Consider the following 17,320-nt stretch of genomic DNA (forward strand, 5'->3'; position numbering starts at 1 on the left):
GGAAGTGATCAGGAGCTGACGGGCCCTGGTCGACCTGAGCGGCTTGGCCTGGGGCACGAACAGGTCGTGCGGCAGCGGAACCGGTCGGGCGAGGAGGCCGACCAAGACTGCGAAGGGGAAGCATCCATCCGGGACGAAGATCAATGTGCAGCGCTAGCTGTTCGGTCCCAGGGTGTAGTGGGTCGGATCTGCGGTAAATCTGGCCGGCTGTTCGGTCCAGGTCTTGCAGATGAACTCGTAGGGCGTGAGGCCGCGCAGGCTCTTCAGGCGCCTGGCGTGGTTGTAGGCGTCGAGGAAGAGCTGCAGGTGGTGCCGGAGCTCGTCGTGGCTGCCATAGTGGTAGCGTCGGACGGTGGCATCCTTCAGCGTCCGGTTCATCCGCTCCACCTGACCATTGGTCCATCGATGGCCAGCAGGCCATCGATCCGACTCCTGCAGGGACCGCAGGCAGGAGCCTGCGGAGGGGGTGTGCCGGCTTGGTGGTGCGGTGCTCGATGCCGTGCTGCTCGCAGGCATGGTCGAAGGCGTGGACCAACCAGACGCGCGGCTCGCCCTTGGCGGCCCAATAGGCTTCCGCAGCGGCCTCGGCCACCGTGTTGGTGGGCGTACGGTCGACGAACTGGGTGCCGTTATCGGTGAGCACCGTGTGGATCCGGTACGGCACCGCCGCGACCAGGGCGTGGAGGAAGTCGGCAGCGGCTCGGCGGGTCGCCCGCTCATGTAGCTGGGCGAAGGCGAACTTGGAGGTCCGGTCGACGGCGACGAACAGGTAGAGCCGGCCCTGCTCGGTATGCATCTCGGCGATATCCAGATGGAAGAAGCCGATTGGATAGGCCTTGAAGCGGGAGCGCTGGGGTCTGACGCCATCGACCTCCAGTAGCCGGGCGATGCCATGCCGCTGCAGGCAGCGGTGTAGTGATGATCGGGTCAGGTGCGGCAGGGTCGGCTGCAGGGCGTAGAGGCAGTCGTCGAGGGGTAGGAGCGTGTAGCGTCGGAAAGCGACGATGACCGCTTCGTCCTCGACACTCAGCACGGTGGACCGCGCTGTCTTCGGTCCCATCGGCGAGTCGGTGGTGCAGGTCCGCCTGCGCCACTTCTGCACGGTGGTCGGACTGATGCCGTAGCGCCTGGCCAGTGCTCCTACGCTCGCTTCACTAGCTTGGATCGCGCGACGCACTGCCTCTGTCGTCGTGGCGCGGCCGTGAAGAACCTGGCCCATAGCGCGTCCTTCCAGCACGGCTGTTCAAGTGTAGATGCCGTAACGGGCCCACGCTGGCTCTGACTGGCGGGCCGGCTGTCCCTCAGAGTGATGGCGTGTGCGGGGTCCGCACGGGTCGGCCCCAGGCATCATCGAGGGACAGCCATGGAGCATGATGCCGGGATCGACGTGTCGCTGGAACGGAGCAGCGTGTGCGTGGTCGACCGCAGCGGCCGGATCATTCGCGAGGCCAAGGTAGCGAGCGAGCCGGAGGCGCTGGTCGGCTTCTTCGGCCAGCTCGGCCTGCCGCTGGTCCGGATCGGGCTGGAGGCGGGGCCGCTCTCGCAGTGGCTGCACGCCGGGCCGACGGCGGCCGGGTTCGAGGCGGTGCTGCTGGAGACCCGGCACGTGAAGGCGGCGCTTTCGGCCATGATCGTGAAGACCGATCGCAAGGACGCCCGCGGCATCGCCCAGCTCTTGCGCATGGGCTGGTTCAGGCCGGTGCACCGGAAGTCTCCCGATGCCCAGGAGGTCCGGGCGTTGCTGGTCGGCCGCAAGCTCCTGCAAGCCAAGCTGCGGCCTGCAAGCCAAGCTGCGGGATGTCGAGCTCAGCATCCGCGGCATCCTGCGCGGCTTCGGGCTCAAGGTGGGCGAGGTCAGCAAGGGCCGGTTCGCTGCCAAGATCAACGAGCTGGTCGCTGGCCACGAGATGCTGGAGACAGTTGCCGGCGCGATGCTGCAGGCGCGCGAAGGTTTGCAATCCGAGTTCATGCGCCTGCACCGGCGGATGCTGGCCATCGTACGTGGCGATGCGGTCTGCCGACGGCTGATGACGGCACCCGGCGTGGGCGCCTTGGTGGCGGTCACGTTCAAGACCGCCGTCGATGATCCGGAACGGTTCCACACTGCCAAGGCGGTGGGGGCTCACTTCGGGCTCACGCCGAAGCGGTACCTGTCGGGCGTGACCGATGTGAGCGGCGGGATCAGCAAGGTCGGGGACGCGATGGTGCGCACTGCCCTCTACGAGGCGGCCAACGCGATGCTGACCCGGACTGTCCGCGTCTCAACCCTCAAGCGCTGGGCCCTTGAGGTTGCCAAGCGACGCGGCACGAAGCGGGCCAAGGTGGCCTTGGCCCGCAAGCTGGCCGGTGTTCTCCATCGCATGTGGGCGAACGGCACCGACTTCCGCTAGGACAAGGAGGCTGCCGCGTAGCAGCGCACCAAGAAGAGCAGGTTTGGGACGGGGCCGAGCGGTCCCGTTCCTTCGAGGTCCCGTCGCCGGGACGCAGGAACCGGTGAGGCCGGGGGTAGTGCTGTGGGCGCTCAGCCTGGGTGAACCACGCGCCTTAGATTGGCCCACCGGCTCCTTTCTGACCGCATGATGTGGCGGCCCTGATGCCGACCACGGACGGAAGCATGAGACCGGCGACAGGATGATCGCTCGGGGGACTTGACGCCCAACGGCCCATTACGGAAGCACTACACCCTGGGACCGAACATCTAGGTTAGCGGGGAGCGGCAGGACCGAGGGGCTTCGGGATGGCGATGGCGGATCCTCGGTTCTGCAATCCGCGGGGGTGGATCGTGCGGTGGCAGCGGGCAGCAGCGCAGGCCAGGCGGCGGCGCGGTTCGTGATCAACCCTTTGGCGGCCATCTGGCGGATACAGCGGGTGCGCCGCACCGGAAGCACCGCGTTGACCAAGCTCCTTGGCTGTCGGTGTTTGATACCGGCTGCCCCTGGGGACGTCTTGCGGATGGCGGCGCGCACGCCGGACAACGCCCTGGCCGAGGATGCAGGCGGAACTGGCCGGGTTGAGGGTGGGCGCTGCCGTGTCGACCCTCCACCGCATCTTTCGGCGCCCTGGCCTGCGGCCCGACAGAAGAGCCCCAGAGCGGTGGAGCCGGTTGGTCCGGATCAGGACGCGCCGTTGTTGTCGCGGGCGGACCGGACAGTGCTATCTGGATGTCGGTCGTTTCTGTTCCTGGACGCTCGATTGCCAGCGGCGATCTGGGCGGCCGCCACTCACACAAGGCCTGGGAAGCCTCCACCTCGATCGCTGGCCGGCGCCAGAGGGGCATCACCGCCCGCCTGGTGCTGAACGGGTCCAAGAACGGCAGGGCGTTTCGGCCGGTATCGGCTGTTTCTCGCCTTTGTCCTGGCTTTGGGTGACATCGGGGCGCTCGACCATCGGGTCGCTTCCCAAGGGCATGGGCGCCAGGCGGCGATCGCTGCTGTCGGCGTTGGTCCTCGCTGCCTGCCGCCGCAGCCCCTACCTGAACCGGTCCGAACGGGGGGCTGCCAGGTTCGAGGCCGCGCGGCGCAGGACAGCCACGTGGATCCGGCTGCGGTGCCATGGAGGATGAAGCCGTTCTACGCCGAGCAGACCTCCCGGACGCATGACCGCAGCCAGCGATGGGCCGGATCGGCGTCCAGGCGCGGGTGCCAGAGCAGGGACACCGTGATCTCGGGCACGGGGAGGGGCAGCGGGAAGCTGTGCATGCCCGCCCGCAGGTTGCCGGTGTGCCGCTCGGGCACGCTTGCGATCAGGTCGGAGCCGCGGGCGAGCGCGAGCGCCGCCGCGAAGCCGCCGACCAGGGTGGCGACCTGCCGCGCCAGCCCCAGCTGTTCCAGCGCCTGATCCACAGGTCCCAGGGCAAGGCCGCGCCGCGACGCTGCGACATGCCGGCCGGCAGCGAAGCGCTCAGGCGTGATCCGGCCCTGGCCCAGGGGGTGCCCGGCGCGCACCACGCCCAGGAAGCGGTCGCGGAACAGGGCCTGCGCCCGCACCTCCGGCCCGGTCGCAGCACCAACCACGCCGGTCTCCAGGTCGATGCTTCCATCGCGCAGCCCGGCGCTGTCCCGCTCCGTCTTCGCGACGAAGTGAAGCCGCACGCCGGGCGCCTCGCGCCCGACCCGCGCCACGAGGCCCGGCCCGAAATTCTCCACGAAGCCTTCGCTGGTGCGCAGCGTGAAGGTGCGGGCCAGCCCTGCCAGGTCGAGCGTCCCGACCGGGCGCAGCACCGCCGCCGCGTCCTCGACCAGCCGGCCGACCCGGTCGCGCAGCTCCAGGGCGCGGGGCGTGGGCACCAGGCCGCGCCCGGCCCGGACCAGCAGCGGGTCGCCCATCGTCTCCCGCAGGCGGGCCAGCGTCCGGCTGGTGGCCGAGGGGCTGAGCTGGAGCCGCCTGGCGGCGCGCGCCACGCTGCCCTCGGACAGGAGGACATCCAGGGCGACCAGCAGATGGAGGTCGGGAAGCGCCATGGGCGAAGCCTAGCACGGGCCGATGCCGATGTGGCGTCGAATGCACGGACAGACTGCAAACGATGCGCCTTCCGCCATGCCAAAGGCCGGCTCACCTTCGCTCAAGGGCGATCCCCTTTTCGGGACGCGGCAAAGCGGGGCATGCGATGAAGCCGGCGATCTTGGTGGCGGAACAGGAGGCAGTCGGGAGGGCGGCTGGACCCGGCCAGCTGCGCTGGGCGCTGGCCGGCCTTTGCTTGTCGATGCTGCTGCCGGCACTCAGCACCAGCATCGCCCAGGTGGGCCTGCCCGCCCTGGCACGCTCGTTCGACGCCTCCTTCCAGCATGTCCAGTGGGTCGTGCTGGCCTATCTTCTCGCGATCACGACCCTGATCGTCGGGGCCGGGCGCCTGGGCGACCTTGCCGGGCGCAAACGGCTGCTGCTCGCCGGGATCCTGCTGTTCACAATCGCCTCGGCGGCCTGCGGCATGGCTCCCACGCTGGGAGCGCTGATCGCGGCCCGGGCCATGCAGGGCGTGGGTGCGGCGATCATGATGGCCCTGACCATGGCGCTGGCCGGCGGGATCGTCCCGAAGGCGCAGTCCGGAAGCGCCATGGGGCTGCTGGGTGCGATGTCCGCAGTCGGTACGGCTCTCGGTCCCTCCCTCGGCGGGTTCCTGATCGCCGGCCTGGGCTGGCGCGCCTTGTTCCTCGTGACCGTTCCCTTAGGCATCCTGGCCCTGGGTGCCGCATGGCTGAGCCTGCCGGACGAGCGGCCTGGCCGGGAAACGGCGCGCACCGGGTTCGACATCGCCGGCACGGTGCTGCTGGGCAGCGCGCTTGCCGCCTATGCCCTCGCCATGACGATCGGGCGCGGCCAATTCGGCCTGCCCAGTCTAGCGCTCCTGCTGGGGGCGGCCCTGGCCGGCTGGCTCTTCGTCCGGGCCGAAGGGCGCACTGCGTCGCCGCTGATCCGGCTGCCGATGTTCCGCAATCCCGTGCTGCGGGCGGGGCTTGCCATGAGCGCGCTGGTCGCCACCGTGATGATGACCACCCTGGTGGTCGGGCCCTTCCATCTGGTGAGCGGGCTCGAGCTGGATGCGGCTTCGGCGGGACTGGCGCTGACAACGGGGCCGCTGGTCGCCGCGCTGGTGGGCATCCCGGCCGGGCGGTTCGTGGATCGCCTGGGCGCGCCGCGCATGACCGTCCTGGGCCTTGCCGGGATGACGGCCGGTTGCTGCGCCCTGGCCCTGCTGCCGGCGGACCTGGGTGTTGCCGGCTATGTCCTGCCGGTCGTGGTGGTGACTGCCGGCTATGCGCTCTTCCAGACGGCGAACAACACGAGCGTCATGGCGGAAGCGGGCCTGGACCAGCGCGGGGTCGTCTCCGCCCTGCTCAACCTGTCCCGCAACCTCGGCCTCATCACCGGCGCCTCGGTCATGGGCGCCGTGTTCGCCCTGGCCTCGGGCGCGACCGCGATCACGGCGTCCCAGCCCGCTTCCGTCGCTGGCGGCATGCGCATCACCTTCGCGGTGGCGGCCCTGCTGGTCCTGGTGGCGCTGGTCCTGGCGTTGGCGACCGCCAGGCGCACCAGGGGCGTGCAGTAGCGGGCCGGCTGCCCCCTGGCCTCAGGCCGGCCAGGCGGCGGCCAGGGCCAGGAGGCAGGCGGTTTCGCAGAGCTGCTCGGTGCCGCCCACCGTGTCGCCGGTGAAGCCGCCCAGGCGGCTTCGGGTCCAGCGCTCGGTGGCGGCGAAGGCCGAAGCGGCGGCGAGGAGGGCTGCCAGGGCAGCGGCGGGGGAGGAAGTGGCCAGGGCCAGGAGGGGGATGAGGCCCAGCAGGGCGGCAAGGCCGGCGCGGGCGGGTGCCACCCGGCCGCTGGCTGCACCCAGGCCGTCGGGGCGGGCGGGGTGCTGCAGGGCCATCAGGACAGCCATGGCGGCGCGCGACAGGCAGGCGGCGGCGAGGAGGGCGGCGGCGACCCTGGCCGGGGCCTGCAGGCTGGCCAGCGAGGTGGCGCGCAGGGCGACCGTGACCAGGAGGGCCAGGGTGCCATAGGTGCCGATCCGGCTGTCGCGCATGATCTCCAGGGCGCGGGCGCGCGGCGCATGGCCGCCCAGGGCGTCGAAAAGGTCGGCCAGGCCGTCCTCGTGCAGCGCGCCGGTGACCGCGATGGTGGCGGCCAGCGCGAGGATCGCGGCGGGCAATGGCGGCAGGCCGGCTGCATCGGCCAGGGCGTAGGCCAGGCCGCCGATCGCCCCCACTGCCAGGCCCGCCAGCGGGAACGCCCAGGCGGCCCGGGACAGGCCTTGCATGCCGTGGCTCGCAGGCGCGCGGACCGGCAGGCGGGTCAGGAACTGCAGCGCTGTCTTGACGTCGTCGAGCAAGTCTTGTGTCCGTGCGGCCGGTCGGCGGGCGTGCAACCTGCCCGCGCGGCCACGGCCGGTAAATCCTCCAGGGCGCTTCCGCCCTGGGCGGATCCAGCGAGGCGGGATGGACATGGCGGACGCGATCCTCGACGTGGCGGACCTTCCGGAGCCGGATGGGGAGGCCAGGGCGCTGGCGGCAGCGCGGGAAGCGGTGCTGACCAAGCCCGCCGGCGCGCTCGGCCGGCTGGAGGAGGTGACCGCGCACCTTTGCGCCTGGCAGGGCCGCCATCCGCCCAGGCTGGAGCGGGTCGAGATCCACGTGTTCGCCGGGCGGCACGGCGTCACGGCCCAGGGCGTCTCGGCGTATCCTGCCAGCGTCACCGACCAGATGGTGCGCAACTTCCGGGACGGCGGTGCGGCGATCAACCAGCTGGCGCGCCAGGCCGGCGCCCGCCTGGCGATCCACGACCCGTTCCGCCACTGGACCACCGGCGACTGGTCGGAGAAGGAGGCGATGGACCGGGCGGAGATCGCGACCGCCCTTGCCGCCGGTGCCAGGGCGGTGGGCGAGGAGGCCGACCTGATCGCGGTGGGCGAGATGGGGATCGGCAACACCGCCACCGCGGCGGCGGTCTGCGCCGCCCTGTTCGGCGGCCGGGGAGCGGAATGGTGCGGGGCCGGCACCGGGCTGGACGCGGAGGGGGTGCGCCGCAAGGCGGAGGTGATCGACCGGGGCCTGGCCCGGCATGCGGCACGGCTGGACGACCCGCGCGAGGTGCTGCGGGTGCTGGGCGGGTTCGAGCTGGCCGCCATGGCCGGCTGCATCCTGGAGGCGCGCAGGCGGCGGGTGCCGGTGATCCTGGACGGCTTTGTCGCGGGCGCTGCCGCGGCCGTGCTGTTCCGCCTGGAGCCAAAGGCGATCGAGCATTGCCTGGCCGGCCATGTCTCGGCCGAGCATGCCCATCGCGCGCTGCTGGGCCGGCTCAAGCTCACGCCGCTTTTGGACCTGGACATGCGGCTGGGCGAGGCGTCGGGGGCGGCGCTGGCCATCCAGGTGGTGCGGGCGGCGGTCGCCTGCCATGCGGGCATGGCGAGCTTCGACGACGCGGGCGTGGACGGCCGGCTGTGAGCCTCACTCGGCCCGGTCGACCAGGTGGATGAAGCTGCCGCAGATCCGCCCGATCGCGCAGCCGGCATCGGCCAAAATGTTGGCCCTGGCGTCGGTCAGGCCGAACAGGCGCGGGCCGCGCGCCTCCAGCTCGGCGGCATAATGGAACTCGTGCGCCCGCCAGGCAGCACCGGGCAGCCCCAGCGGCGAGGAGCGCCGGCCGACCGCGCGGCGGTAGCCCAGATGCAGGCGGGGTGCGGCGAAGCTGGTGACCACCGGCAACAGGCCGGCCATGGCGTGCGCCGTGCCCGCCCGGTCGACCAGCGTCTCGCCCAGCGCCATGTAGCCGCCGCACTCGCCATAGATCGTGGCCCCCCTGGACGCAGCAGCGCGCAGGCCGCGCCGGAAGGACTGAGCGGCGGCGAGCTTGCCGGCATGAAGCTCGGGATAACCGCCCGGCAGGTAGACCGCGTCGGCGCCGGGGTCGGGGGCCTGGTCGGCCAGCGGCGAGAACGGCAGGATCTCCACGCCGCGCGCCCGCCAGCCCATCAGGGTGGAGGGATAGACGAAGGCGAAGGCGTCGTCCTCGGCCACCGCGATCCGCTGGCCCAGCGGGTTCAGCGGCGCCACCTTGTAGGTCAGCGCCGACACCACCGGGAAGCGCGCCAGCCGGATCAGGCGCGGCAGGTCGAGATGGCGCTCCACCAGGCGGGAGGCGCGGTCCAGCCGGCTCTCGATCCCGGCGATCTCGCGGGCCTGGACCAGGCCGAGATGGCGCCCGGGCAGGCGCAGCGCCTCGTCGTCGGGCAGAAAGCCCAGGATCGGCAGGGCGAAGCGGGCCTCGCAGGCCTCGCGCAGTAGGCGGGCATGGGTGTCGGTGCCCACCCGGTTGAAGATCACCCCGGCCACCACGACGTCCTCGCGATGGTCGCGGAAGCCCTCGATCAGGGCGGCGGCGGACGCACCCATGCCCTTGGCGTCGACCACCAGGATCACCGGCACCGCCAGGGTCGCGGCCAGGTCGGCGGTGGCGCCGGTGCCGTCGGCGGCGCCGTCGAACAGGCCCATCACGCCCTCGCCGACCAGCAGGTCGACCTCGTTGCCGGCCTGCTCCAGGATCGAGGTCTGGGTGGAGACCCGCATCGCCCAGGGATCGATGTTGACGCAGGGGCGCAGGCTGGCTGCCGCATGGAAGGCCGGGTCGATATAGTCCGGCCCGACCTTGAACGCTCCGACGGTCTGGCCGCGGCGCACCAGCGCGCGCAGGATCGCCGCCGTGATGGCGGTCTTGCCGGAGCCCGAGGCGGGGGCGGCGATCAGAAGGGTGGGCGCGGACGTGATGGGCTTCTCCAGGCGCTGCCGGACACCGGCAGGATAGGGGCAGGATAGCGGACCGTGGCGATGGAACCGAGGGCTGGCGAACCGAAGGAGCTTCGACGCGGCTGGACGACCGGCACCTGTGCCACCGCCGCCGCGAAAGCGGCGTTCAGCGCGCTGGCAGGCGCCGGCTTTCCCGACCCGGTGACGGTGTCGCTGCCGCGCGGCGGCACCGTCAGCCTGAAGCTCGCCGATGCCCGCCTGGGCGACGATGACGTGTTCGCCGCCGTGGTCAAGGATGCCGGCGACGACCCGGACGTCACCCATGGCTGCCGGGTCGAGGTCCTGGTCCGGCGCGGCCCGCCCGGCAGCGGGATCGTGTTCCGGGCGGGCGAAGGCGTTGGCACGGTGACTCGGGCGGGGCTGCCGGTGCCCCCTGGCGAGCCCGCGATCAATCCGGGGCCACGCGCGATGATCACGACGGCGCTGGAGGAGGTGGCGGCTTCCACCGGGATGCCGGCCGACGTCGTGGTGACGGTCGGGATCGAAAACGGGGAGGCGATCGCGCGGAAGACCTGGAACCCCAGGCTCGGCATCGTGGGCGGCCTGTCGATCCTGGGCACCACCGGGATCGTGGTGCCGTTCTCTTGCTCGGCCTGGATTCATTCGATCCACCGGGGCGTCGACGTGGCCAGGGCCGCCGGGCTCGCCCATGTGGCGGCGTCCACCGGCTCGACCTCGGAAGCCGCGGTGCAGGCGCGCTACCGCCTGCCGGACTTCGCGCTCCTGGACATGGGCGACTTTGCCGGCGGCACCCTGAAATATTTGCGCGCCCACCCGATCCCGCGTTTGAGCCTGGCCGGCGGGTTCGCCAAGCTCACCAAGCTGGCCCAGGGCGGCCTGGACCTGCATTCCTCGCGCAACCCCATGCGGCCCGACGCGCTGGGTGCCTTCCTCCACGCGGCAGGCGCGCCGGACGAACTGGTCGCCAAGGCGGCGCAGGCCAACACCGCCCTGGAACTGCTGCAGGAGGCCGACCGGATCGGCTTTCCGCTGGCGGCCAGGGTGGCGGCCCGTGCCCGCGAGGTGGCGCAGGAGACGGTCGGGCCCGCGGTGGCGGTGGAGGTGCTGGTCTATGACCGCAAGGGGAAGGAGATCGGGTGGGCGCCCGGCTGGTCCTGATCCTGGGCGGCACGGCGGAGGCAGCCGGGCTGGCCCGGACCCTGGCCGGTCGCGAAGACTGGCGGCCGCTTACCTCGCTGGCCGGGCGCACCAGCCGGCCGGGCCAGATCGCGGGCGAGGTCCGCACCGGCGGCTTTGGCGGCATCGAGGGGCTCGTGGACTGGCTGGTGCGGCACCGGCCGGCGGCGCTGGTCGACGCCACCCATCCGTTCGCCCGGCAGATGCCGCATCATGCCAGGGCGGCCTGCGCGCTTGCAGCTGTGCCGCGGCTGCGCCTGCTGCGTCCGGCCTGGCCAAGAACCGCAGGTGACCGCTGGATCGAGGTCGAGAGCGTGGACGAGGCGGTGCGGGTCCTGCCGAGGCTCGGCCGGACCGCGTTCCTGTCGACCGGCCATGAGGGGCTGGCGGCGTTCGCCGGCCTCATGCCCGCCATGCGGCTGGTGGTGCGCACCATCGAGCCGTTGATGGATGTCCCGGACAGCGTCGTGGCGATCCGGGGGCGGCCGCCGTTCACGCCCGACGGCGAGACGGAACTGCTGCGCCGGCACGGGATCGACGTGCTGGTGAGCAAGATGGCGGGCGGGGACGCCACCGTGGCCAAGATCGAGGCGGCGCGCGCCCTGGCGCTGCCGGTGGTGATGCTGGCGCGGCCGGCCCTACCCGACGGGCCGCTCGTCCACGACGTCGAGGACGTTGTCCGCTGGCTGGCCGGCCTCGGGGCGTAGCACGTGGGTGTGGTCGGCGGCGTAGAGGCGGCTGTCGGCGAACTCGCCCGGATCCAGCACCCTGCCCACCATGATCAGCGCGGTACGGGTCAGGCCCAGCCCCTTCACCCTGGCGCGGATGTCGCCCAGCGTGCCGCGCACGATCTGCTGGTCCGGCCAGGTCGCCCGGTAGATCACCACCACCGGCATGTCCTCGCCCAGGACCGGGACGAGGCTGCGCACGACGTTGACCAGGTTGTTGATCGAGAGATGGATCGCGAGGGTGGCGCCGGTCTTGGCGAAGGCGGCCAGGTCTTCGCCCTTTGGCATCGCCGAGGCGCGCATCGCGGTGCGGGTCAGGATCACCGACTGGGCGATGCCGGGCAGGGTCAGCTCGGTGGCGAGTTCGGCGGCGGCGGCGGCGAAGGCCGGGACGCCCGGGGTGCTGGTGAACGGGATGCCTAAGGCTTCCAGGCGGCGGATCTGCTCGGCGATGGCGCCGTAGATGGAGGGGTCGCCGGAATGGACCCGGGCGACGTCCTGGCCGCGCGCGTGGGCGGCTTCCATCAGGGCGATGATCTGGTCGAGATGCAAAGGTGCCGTGTCGACCACCTCGGCACCGTCGGGTGCGGCCTCGACGATGGCGCGCGGCACCAGGGAGCCGGCATAGAGGCAGACCGGGCAACGCCTGATCAGCTCCAGGCCCCGGACGGTGATGAGGTCGGCGGCACCGGGGCCGGCGCCGATGAAATGCACGGTCATGACGAGGACTTCCGATCGTAGCCGCGGGGCGTGAGGACCAGCGCGCGGCCGGAAGGCAGGGTGACCTGCCGGGAGTTGGAGGAGCCGACCAGGACCAGCGAGAGCATGTCGACCTGCTCGGGATCGAGCGCTTGCAGCGTCGTCACCTCGATCGCCTCCTCGGACCGGCCGAGGCTGCGGGCGATCGCCACCGGGGTCGAGGCCGGGCGGTGCGCCAGCAGGATCGCTTTCGCCAGGGGCAGGAGGTCGCGGCGGCGGCGGCTGACCGGGTTGTAGAAGGCGATCACGAAGTCGCCTTGCGCCGCGGCATGCAGGCGCCGCTCGATGTCCGGGCGGGGGGTGAGCAGGTCGGACAGCGAGATCGCGCAGAAATCATGGCCGAGCGGCGCGCCCAGCCTGGCCGAGGCGGCCTGCATCGCGCTGATCCCGGGGGCGACCACCAGCTCGATCCTGGCCCAGGCGGGATCGGCGGGCGCCTCCAGGAGTTCCACCAGCGGCGAGGCCATGGCGAAGATGCCGGCGTCGCCGGAGCAGACCAGGGCGACGTCCCGGCCGGTGGCGGCCAGCGCCAGCGCATGGCGGCAGCGCGCCTCCTCCTCGCCCAGCGCGAAGTCGTGGCGGACCGCGTGGCCGATCCGGTCGGCGACCAGGTCCAGATAGAGGCCGTAGCCGACGATGTCGGTGGCGCGCTCCAGGAGCTGCTCGGCCTCGTGGGTGCGCCAGGCGCGCTGGCCGGGCCCGACCCCGATCACCGCCAGCCGGCCGCGGGCCTGGCCCAGGGTGGCCGGGTCGAGCGGGGCAGCCGCCAGCGCCACCGCGCAGGTGACCCGCTCGCCGCGGCGCTTCTCGACCAGGAGCCGGCCGGCCGTGCCCGCGGCGGCCAGGGCGGCACCCTCGGCCACGCCGTAGCAGCCGACCTCGCGGAACACGATCTCCGAGCGCGACGACAGTCGGTCGGTCTCCGCGAGCAGCCGTTCGGCCGGGAAGAACCGGGCCGGCACGCCCAGGCGCGCCGCCAGCGCCGCCAGCGCCGGCTCGTCGGCCTTCAGGTCGATGGACGCGATGCAGGCGATCGATCGGGGCGCAAGGCCGGCCTCGTCCAGCGTCGCCAGGACATGGTCCACCAGCAGATCGGCCGGGGCGTTGCGCTCGCAGCCGACCCCCAGCACCAGGGTCCTCGGGTGCCAGGTCAGGCAGTGCGGTGCGGGGGGACGTGCCTCGTGAGTGAGGGCGATGGTCCAGGAACTGGCCGGATCGGTGCGCAGGTCGGCGAGACCGGCCTGTCCGGCCAGTCCCTGCGGGTCGTCCAGCGCCACCGCGCCGTCTTCCAGGAGATGCGCGGTGATCGGCTTGGCCGGGCCCGGATCGGCGCAGGCGAAGCCCGGTGGCGGCTCGTCCAGGGCGACGCCCAGGCTGAGGTCGCCGGCGGTGGTGACGGCAGCCTGGCCGCCGATCCTGGCCGCGATCTGCCGGGCAAGGGCATTGGCGCCGCGATGGCCGCCCAGGAGCGGCACCACCACCGAGCCGTCCTCGGCGACCGCCAGGAGCGGCGGCTCGGCGCGCTTGTCGGCGAGCGCCGGGGCGGCCGCCCGGATCGCGATGCCGGCAGCACCGATCAGGATGGTCGGGACGTTCTGCCGGTAGAGGGCCAGGATCTGGTCGGTGGCCCGGACGAAGCGCTGGTCGGCCGGGGCGGCGCAGCCGGCCGGAGCGTGGATCTTGGCACCGGGCAGGACGGCTGCGACCTGCTCGGCCAGGCTGCGGCTGCGAGCGCCCAGGATGACGATCGCGGTCATCGTGCCTCGCGGGGATGGCGGGTGAGGATCAGGGCGAAATAGGGCAGGCGTTCCTCGGCCACCTGGTGGAGCGGGCGGACCGCTTGCTCCGGGCGGCCGACCTCGGCCACCACCAGGGCCCGCCCCGCAAGGCCGGCCTCTTCCAGGAGCAGGCGGATCCGCGGCAGGTGGCGGCCGACCTTCAGGATGGCGACGCTGTCGGCTGCCGCCAGGGCTGCGCGCAGCCGCGCGTCCGGGGCGGTGGCCGGCAGGACGGCCAGGATCTCGTCGCGCAGGGCCAGGGTGTGGCCGGCGCTGGCGGCCGACGCGGCGATCGACGTGATGCCCGGCACGATCGTGACCGGGACCCGGCCGACCAGGCGGTCCAGGATCGCCACGAACGAGCCGTAGAGCAGCGGATCGCCCTCGCACAAAAAGCCCACGCCGTGGCCCTGCGCGATCTCGGCCTCGATCCGGCCGGCCAGATCGTCATAGACCGGCCGGGCCGCCTCGGGGGCGAAGCGCATCGGCATGTCGACGGACAGTTCGCGCACGCCAGGTCGGATCAGCCCGGCGGCGATCCGGCGTGCCCGGCTAGGGCGGCCGTCGGCACCGATATGGGCCAGCACCGGCAGGGCGCCGATCAGCCGGGCGGCTTTCAGCGTCACCAGCTCCGGGTCGCCCGGCCCCACGCCGATGCCGAACAGGCCGGTCACGGCCTGATCCAGGACCACTGGGTGACCGGGTTCAGGGCCCGCCAGGCGATGGCGCCGCCGACCTTCTGGGCGCGGGAGACGTTGAGGCGGGCAAGCTCGCCGCCGCGCGCGGCATGCACGGCGAGGAGCGCCGCCTCGCCGTTCACGGTCACCGCGTTGGCGACCAGCCGGCCGCCCGGAGGCAGGCGGCCGGCCAGCAGGTCGAGCAGGCCGGGCGTGGCGACGCCGCCGCCCAGGAAGATTGCGTCGGGCGGCGGCAGGCCGTCCAGGGCGGAGGGTGCCGCGCCCTCGACCACCAGCAGTTCCGGGGTGCCGAGCAGTTCGGCGTTCTGCCGGATCCGGGCGACCCGCTCCGGCTGGCGTTCGATCGCGACGGCGCGGGTGCCGGGCTGGGCGCGCAGCCACTCGATCGCGATGGCGCCGCTGCCGGCACCGACGTCCCACAGGCGCTGGCCGGGCAGGGGCGCCAGCCTGGCCAGGGAGGCGGCGCGGACCTCCTGCTTGGTGATCTGGCCGTCATGGAGGAAGGCGTCGTCGGGCAGGCCCGGCACCAGCGAGCGGACCGGGCGGTCGCAGGGCGGCACTTCCAGGCCGACCACCACCAGGTCGCGGAAGCTGCCGGCCAGGGTCTCGTCCAGGTCCAGGTCCGAGACCCGCTCCTCGGGCCCTCCCAGATGCTCCAGGACGCGCAGCCGGGCCTGGCCGAAACCGTGCGCCCGCAGCAGCGCCGCGATCCGTGCGGGGCAGTTCCGGTCGGCGCACAGGATCACCAGGCGGCGGCCGGGCTGCAGCCAGCGGGCCAGCCGGGCGATCGGGCGGCCGTGGATGGTCACCACCTCGGCCTCGGCCAACGACCAGCGCAGGCGGGCGCAGGCCAGCTGCATCGAGGCCACGCCCGGGACCACAGTGACCGCGTCGCCGCCAAAGCGGGCGACCAGCCGGCGCGCCACGCCGAACCATAAGGGATCGCCCGAGGCCAGCACCACCACGCGGTGGCGCTTCAGCCCGGACAGGTGCTCGATGGTGGGATCGAGCGGGATCTGCCAGGGCAGGCGCGGACGTGGGTCGTCGCCCAGCATCGACAGGTGGCGGCTGCCGCCGATGAACAGGTCGGCCTTCGCCACCAGGTCCGCCGCCTGCGGGTTCAACGCACCGATCCCATCCTCGCCGATGCCGACGATCGAGAGCCAGGGGGCGCTCATCCGGCCCCCACCAGGCAGGCGTTGAGGGCGGCGGCGGCCATGGCGCTGCCGCCGCGCCGACCCAGCACGGTGACGAACGGGATGCCGAGTTCCGCCTCAACCAGGGCCTGCTTGCTCTCGGCCGCGCCGACGAAGCCCACCGGCGTCGCGATGATCGCGGCTGGCCGGGCGGCGCCCTGCCGCAGGTCGTCCAGGAGCTGGAACAGCGCGGTGGGCGCGTTGCCGATCACCACGACAGCGCCGTCCAGATGCGGCCGCCAGCGGGTCACCAGCGCGGCCGAGCGGGTGGTGGCCATGGCGGCGGCGGCATCGGCCAGGGCGGGATTCTCCAGGCCGCACACGATCCGGGTCGCTGCCGGCAGCCGGTCGGCCAGGAAGCCGGCGGCGACCATCCGGGCATCCACGAGGATCGGCCGTCCGTCCCTCAAAGCCGTTCCGGCGGCGGTCGCGGGATCGCCCCCGGCGCGCAGGTCGTCCGCCAAGTCGACCATGCCGCAGGCATGGATCATCCGCACCGCGATCGGCCGCACCGGCTCGGGCAACCGGTCCAAATGGGCTTCGGCGCGGATGGTGGCGAACGAGCGCCGGTAGATCTCCGCCGGATCCTTCAGCCAGTCGCTCATCCGGTCCGGCGCGTCCCGCCGTCCTTGTCCAGGGACACGACCTTCTGGTCCGCCGGCTCGTGCGGATGGTCGTGATGGTGATGGCCATGGCCGTGGCCATGATGGTGATGATGATGGCCGTGATGGTGGTGGTGATCGGCGTCGGTGCCGATCCCCTCGACATGGTGATGGTGGCTTTCCTGCGGCGCGCCCTGGTCCGCCTCAAAGCCCAGGATCTGGGTGCGGTACTTGCAGAGCTGGCAGTTCATCTGGGTGTCGCCCTGGCCGACCCCCTCGATCCGGTCGACGAAGGTCTCGACCACCAGCGGGTGGTCGTTCAGGTACCCGGCCTCGATCACCTCGACCTCGGGATGCAGGGCGGCCACGGCCCGGGCCTGCTCGTAGATCCGCTGCACCAGCACGCCGGTGAACAGGAAATAGGGGAACACCACGATCCGCTTGTAGCCCAGCCGGATCGCCCGGCGCAGGGCCTCGTCGGTGCGCGGGTGGGCCACGCCGGAATAGCCGGTCTCGGCATGGCCGAAGCCCATGCCCTCCCAGAGCATCCGCGTGACCTTGGCGACGTTGCCGTTGGCGTCGCTGTCCGAGGTGCCGCGGCCGACCACCAGCAGCAGGGTCTCGGCCCGGACGATCTCGTCGGACGCCATGGCCAGCGCCGCCTCGATCCGGTCGGCGGCGGCGCGCAGGAGCTTGCCGTCGATGGCGAGGTCGCGGGCCATGGTCACGGTGACGTCCGGGTTCTCCGCCGCCCAGGTGTTGAGCACCGAGGGGACGTCGTTCTTCACGTGGCCGGCGGCGAACAGCATGGCGGGCATCGCCCGGATCTCGGTGACGCCCTTCTCCTTCAGCCGGTCCAGCCCGTCGCGGATCACCGGGCGGGCGAACTCCAGGTAGCCGGCCTCGACCGGCCGGTCGGCATAGTGCCGCTTGAGGTGGGCCACCAGGGCGGCGAACTCGTGGGTGGCCTCCACGTCGCGCGACCCGTGACCGCAGACCATCACGCCGATCCTGCTCATGCCGTCCTCGCCCATGATGATGATGCTTGCGCTTGCGAACGTCGGCGGTGGATAGCAGCGTCGCCGTCCGGTCGCCACTGGCCTGCAGCGACGGAATCATCGTGGAAGCG

At 72.4% G+C, this 17,320-nt stretch carries 13 protein-coding genes and 2 pseudogenes; 5 read left to right on the forward strand and 10 right to left on the reverse strand.

Annotated features, from left to right (window positions below; all coding sequences use genetic code 11):
• Positions 1–153: 153 nt before the first annotated feature.
• Positions 154–1,219 (reverse strand): annotated as a pseudogene (locus tag GEMRO_RS31320) (DDE-type integrase/transposase/recombinase).
• 144 nt (positions 1,220–1,363) lie between these two features.
• Here GEMRO_RS31320 and GEMRO_RS31325 point away from each other — a divergent pair.
• Positions 1,364–2,390, forward strand: a pseudogene (locus tag GEMRO_RS31325) (IS110 family RNA-guided transposase).
• Between the two features lie 1,179 nt (positions 2,391–3,569).
• Here GEMRO_RS31325 and GEMRO_RS0122820 read toward each other — a convergent pair.
• Positions 3,570–4,460 (reverse strand): LysR family transcriptional regulator, encoded by an 891-nt coding sequence (locus tag GEMRO_RS0122820; protein WP_027135857.1) that lies wholly within the window; start codon positions 4,458–4,460, stop codon positions 3,570–3,572.
• 146 nt (positions 4,461–4,606) lie between these two features.
• On the opposite strand from GEMRO_RS0122820, the gene GEMRO_RS0122825 reads away from it, so the two are divergent.
• Positions 4,607–6,046 carry an MFS transporter gene (locus GEMRO_RS0122825; RefSeq protein WP_027135858.1) on the forward strand — a complete coding sequence of 480 codons (1,440 nt, stop codon included), beginning with the start codon at positions 4,607–4,609 and terminating at the stop codon, positions 6,044–6,046.
• Between the two features lie 21 nt (positions 6,047–6,067).
• Here the strand turns inward: GEMRO_RS0122825 and cobS are convergent, their stop codons facing one another.
• The gene (gene cobS / locus GEMRO_RS0122830; protein ID WP_027135859.1) at positions 6,068–6,823 is read right to left on the reverse strand and encodes an adenosylcobinamide-GDP ribazoletransferase; all 756 of its coding nucleotides are present in this window, start codon (positions 6,821–6,823) and stop codon (positions 6,068–6,070) included.
• A 112-nt stretch (positions 6,824–6,935) separates the two neighbouring features.
• On the opposite strand from cobS, the gene cobT reads away from it, so the two are divergent.
• Entirely contained in the window at positions 6,936–7,934 is a 999-nt protein-coding gene (gene cobT, locus GEMRO_RS0122835; protein WP_027135860.1) for a nicotinate-nucleotide--dimethylbenzimidazole phosphoribosyltransferase, read from the forward strand.
• Positions 7,935–7,937: 3 nt separating this feature from the next.
• Here the strand turns inward: cobT and GEMRO_RS0122840 are convergent, their stop codons facing one another.
• On the reverse strand, positions 7,938–9,233 hold the full coding sequence (locus GEMRO_RS0122840) for a cobyrinate a,c-diamide synthase (protein ID WP_084507852.1): 1,296 nt from the start codon (positions 9,231–9,233) through the stop codon (positions 7,938–7,940).
• A gap of 81 nt (positions 9,234–9,314) precedes the next feature.
• On the opposite strand from GEMRO_RS0122840, the gene GEMRO_RS0122845 reads away from it, so the two are divergent.
• Positions 9,315–10,412: a cobalt-precorrin-5B (C(1))-methyltransferase gene (locus GEMRO_RS0122845; protein ID WP_027136411.1), complete on the forward strand. Its 1,098-nt coding sequence runs from the start codon at positions 9,315–9,317 to the stop codon at positions 10,410–10,412.
• The gene (locus GEMRO_RS0122850) at positions 10,391–11,137 is read left to right on the forward strand and encodes a cobalt-precorrin-6A reductase (RefSeq protein WP_027135862.1); all 747 of its coding nucleotides are present in this window, start codon (positions 10,391–10,393) and stop codon (positions 11,135–11,137) included. Before GEMRO_RS0122845 ends, GEMRO_RS0122850 begins: the two co-directional genes overlap by 22 nt.
• Here the strand turns inward: GEMRO_RS0122850 and cobM are convergent.
• Genes cobM through GEMRO_RS31335 form a run of 6 tightly spaced genes read right to left on the reverse strand, consistent with a single transcriptional unit; the run spans position 11,069 to position 17,210 of the window.
• On the reverse strand, positions 11,069–11,878 hold the full coding sequence (cobM, locus tag GEMRO_RS31330; RefSeq protein WP_051329382.1) for a precorrin-4 C(11)-methyltransferase: 810 nt from the start codon (positions 11,876–11,878) through the stop codon (positions 11,069–11,071). The two genes, GEMRO_RS0122850 and cobM, sit on opposite strands and share 69 nt — an antisense overlap.
• Entirely contained in the window at positions 11,875–13,674 is a 1,800-nt protein-coding gene (gene cobJ, locus GEMRO_RS0122860) for a precorrin-3B C(17)-methyltransferase (protein WP_027135863.1), read from the reverse strand. The genes cobM and cobJ overlap by 4 nt, the downstream gene beginning before the upstream one ends.
• Positions 13,671–14,369 (reverse strand): precorrin-2 C(20)-methyltransferase, encoded by a 699-nt coding sequence (cobI, locus tag GEMRO_RS0122865; protein WP_035487854.1) that lies wholly within the window; start codon positions 14,367–14,369, stop codon positions 13,671–13,673. Before cobI ends, cobJ begins: the two co-directional genes overlap by 4 nt.
• On the reverse strand, positions 14,366–15,571 hold the full coding sequence (gene cbiE, locus GEMRO_RS0122870; protein ID WP_035485851.1) for a precorrin-6y C5,15-methyltransferase (decarboxylating) subunit CbiE: 1,206 nt from the start codon (positions 15,569–15,571) through the stop codon (positions 14,366–14,368). The genes cobI and cbiE overlap by 4 nt, the downstream gene beginning before the upstream one ends.
• Entirely contained in the window at positions 15,568–16,194 is a 627-nt protein-coding gene (locus GEMRO_RS0122875) for a precorrin-8X methylmutase (protein WP_027135866.1), read from the reverse strand. Before GEMRO_RS0122875 ends, cbiE begins: the two co-directional genes overlap by 4 nt.
• On the reverse strand, positions 16,191–17,210 hold the full coding sequence (locus GEMRO_RS31335; RefSeq protein ID WP_051329683.1) for a sirohydrochlorin chelatase: 1,020 nt from the start codon (positions 17,208–17,210) through the stop codon (positions 16,191–16,193). The genes GEMRO_RS0122875 and GEMRO_RS31335 overlap by 4 nt, the downstream gene beginning before the upstream one ends.
• Between the last annotated feature and the right edge of the window lie 110 nt (positions 17,211–17,320).

Source organism: Geminicoccus roseus DSM 18922 (assembly GCF_000427665.1).
Classification (GTDB): Bacteria; Pseudomonadota; Alphaproteobacteria; order Geminicoccales; family Geminicoccaceae; genus Geminicoccus; species Geminicoccus roseus.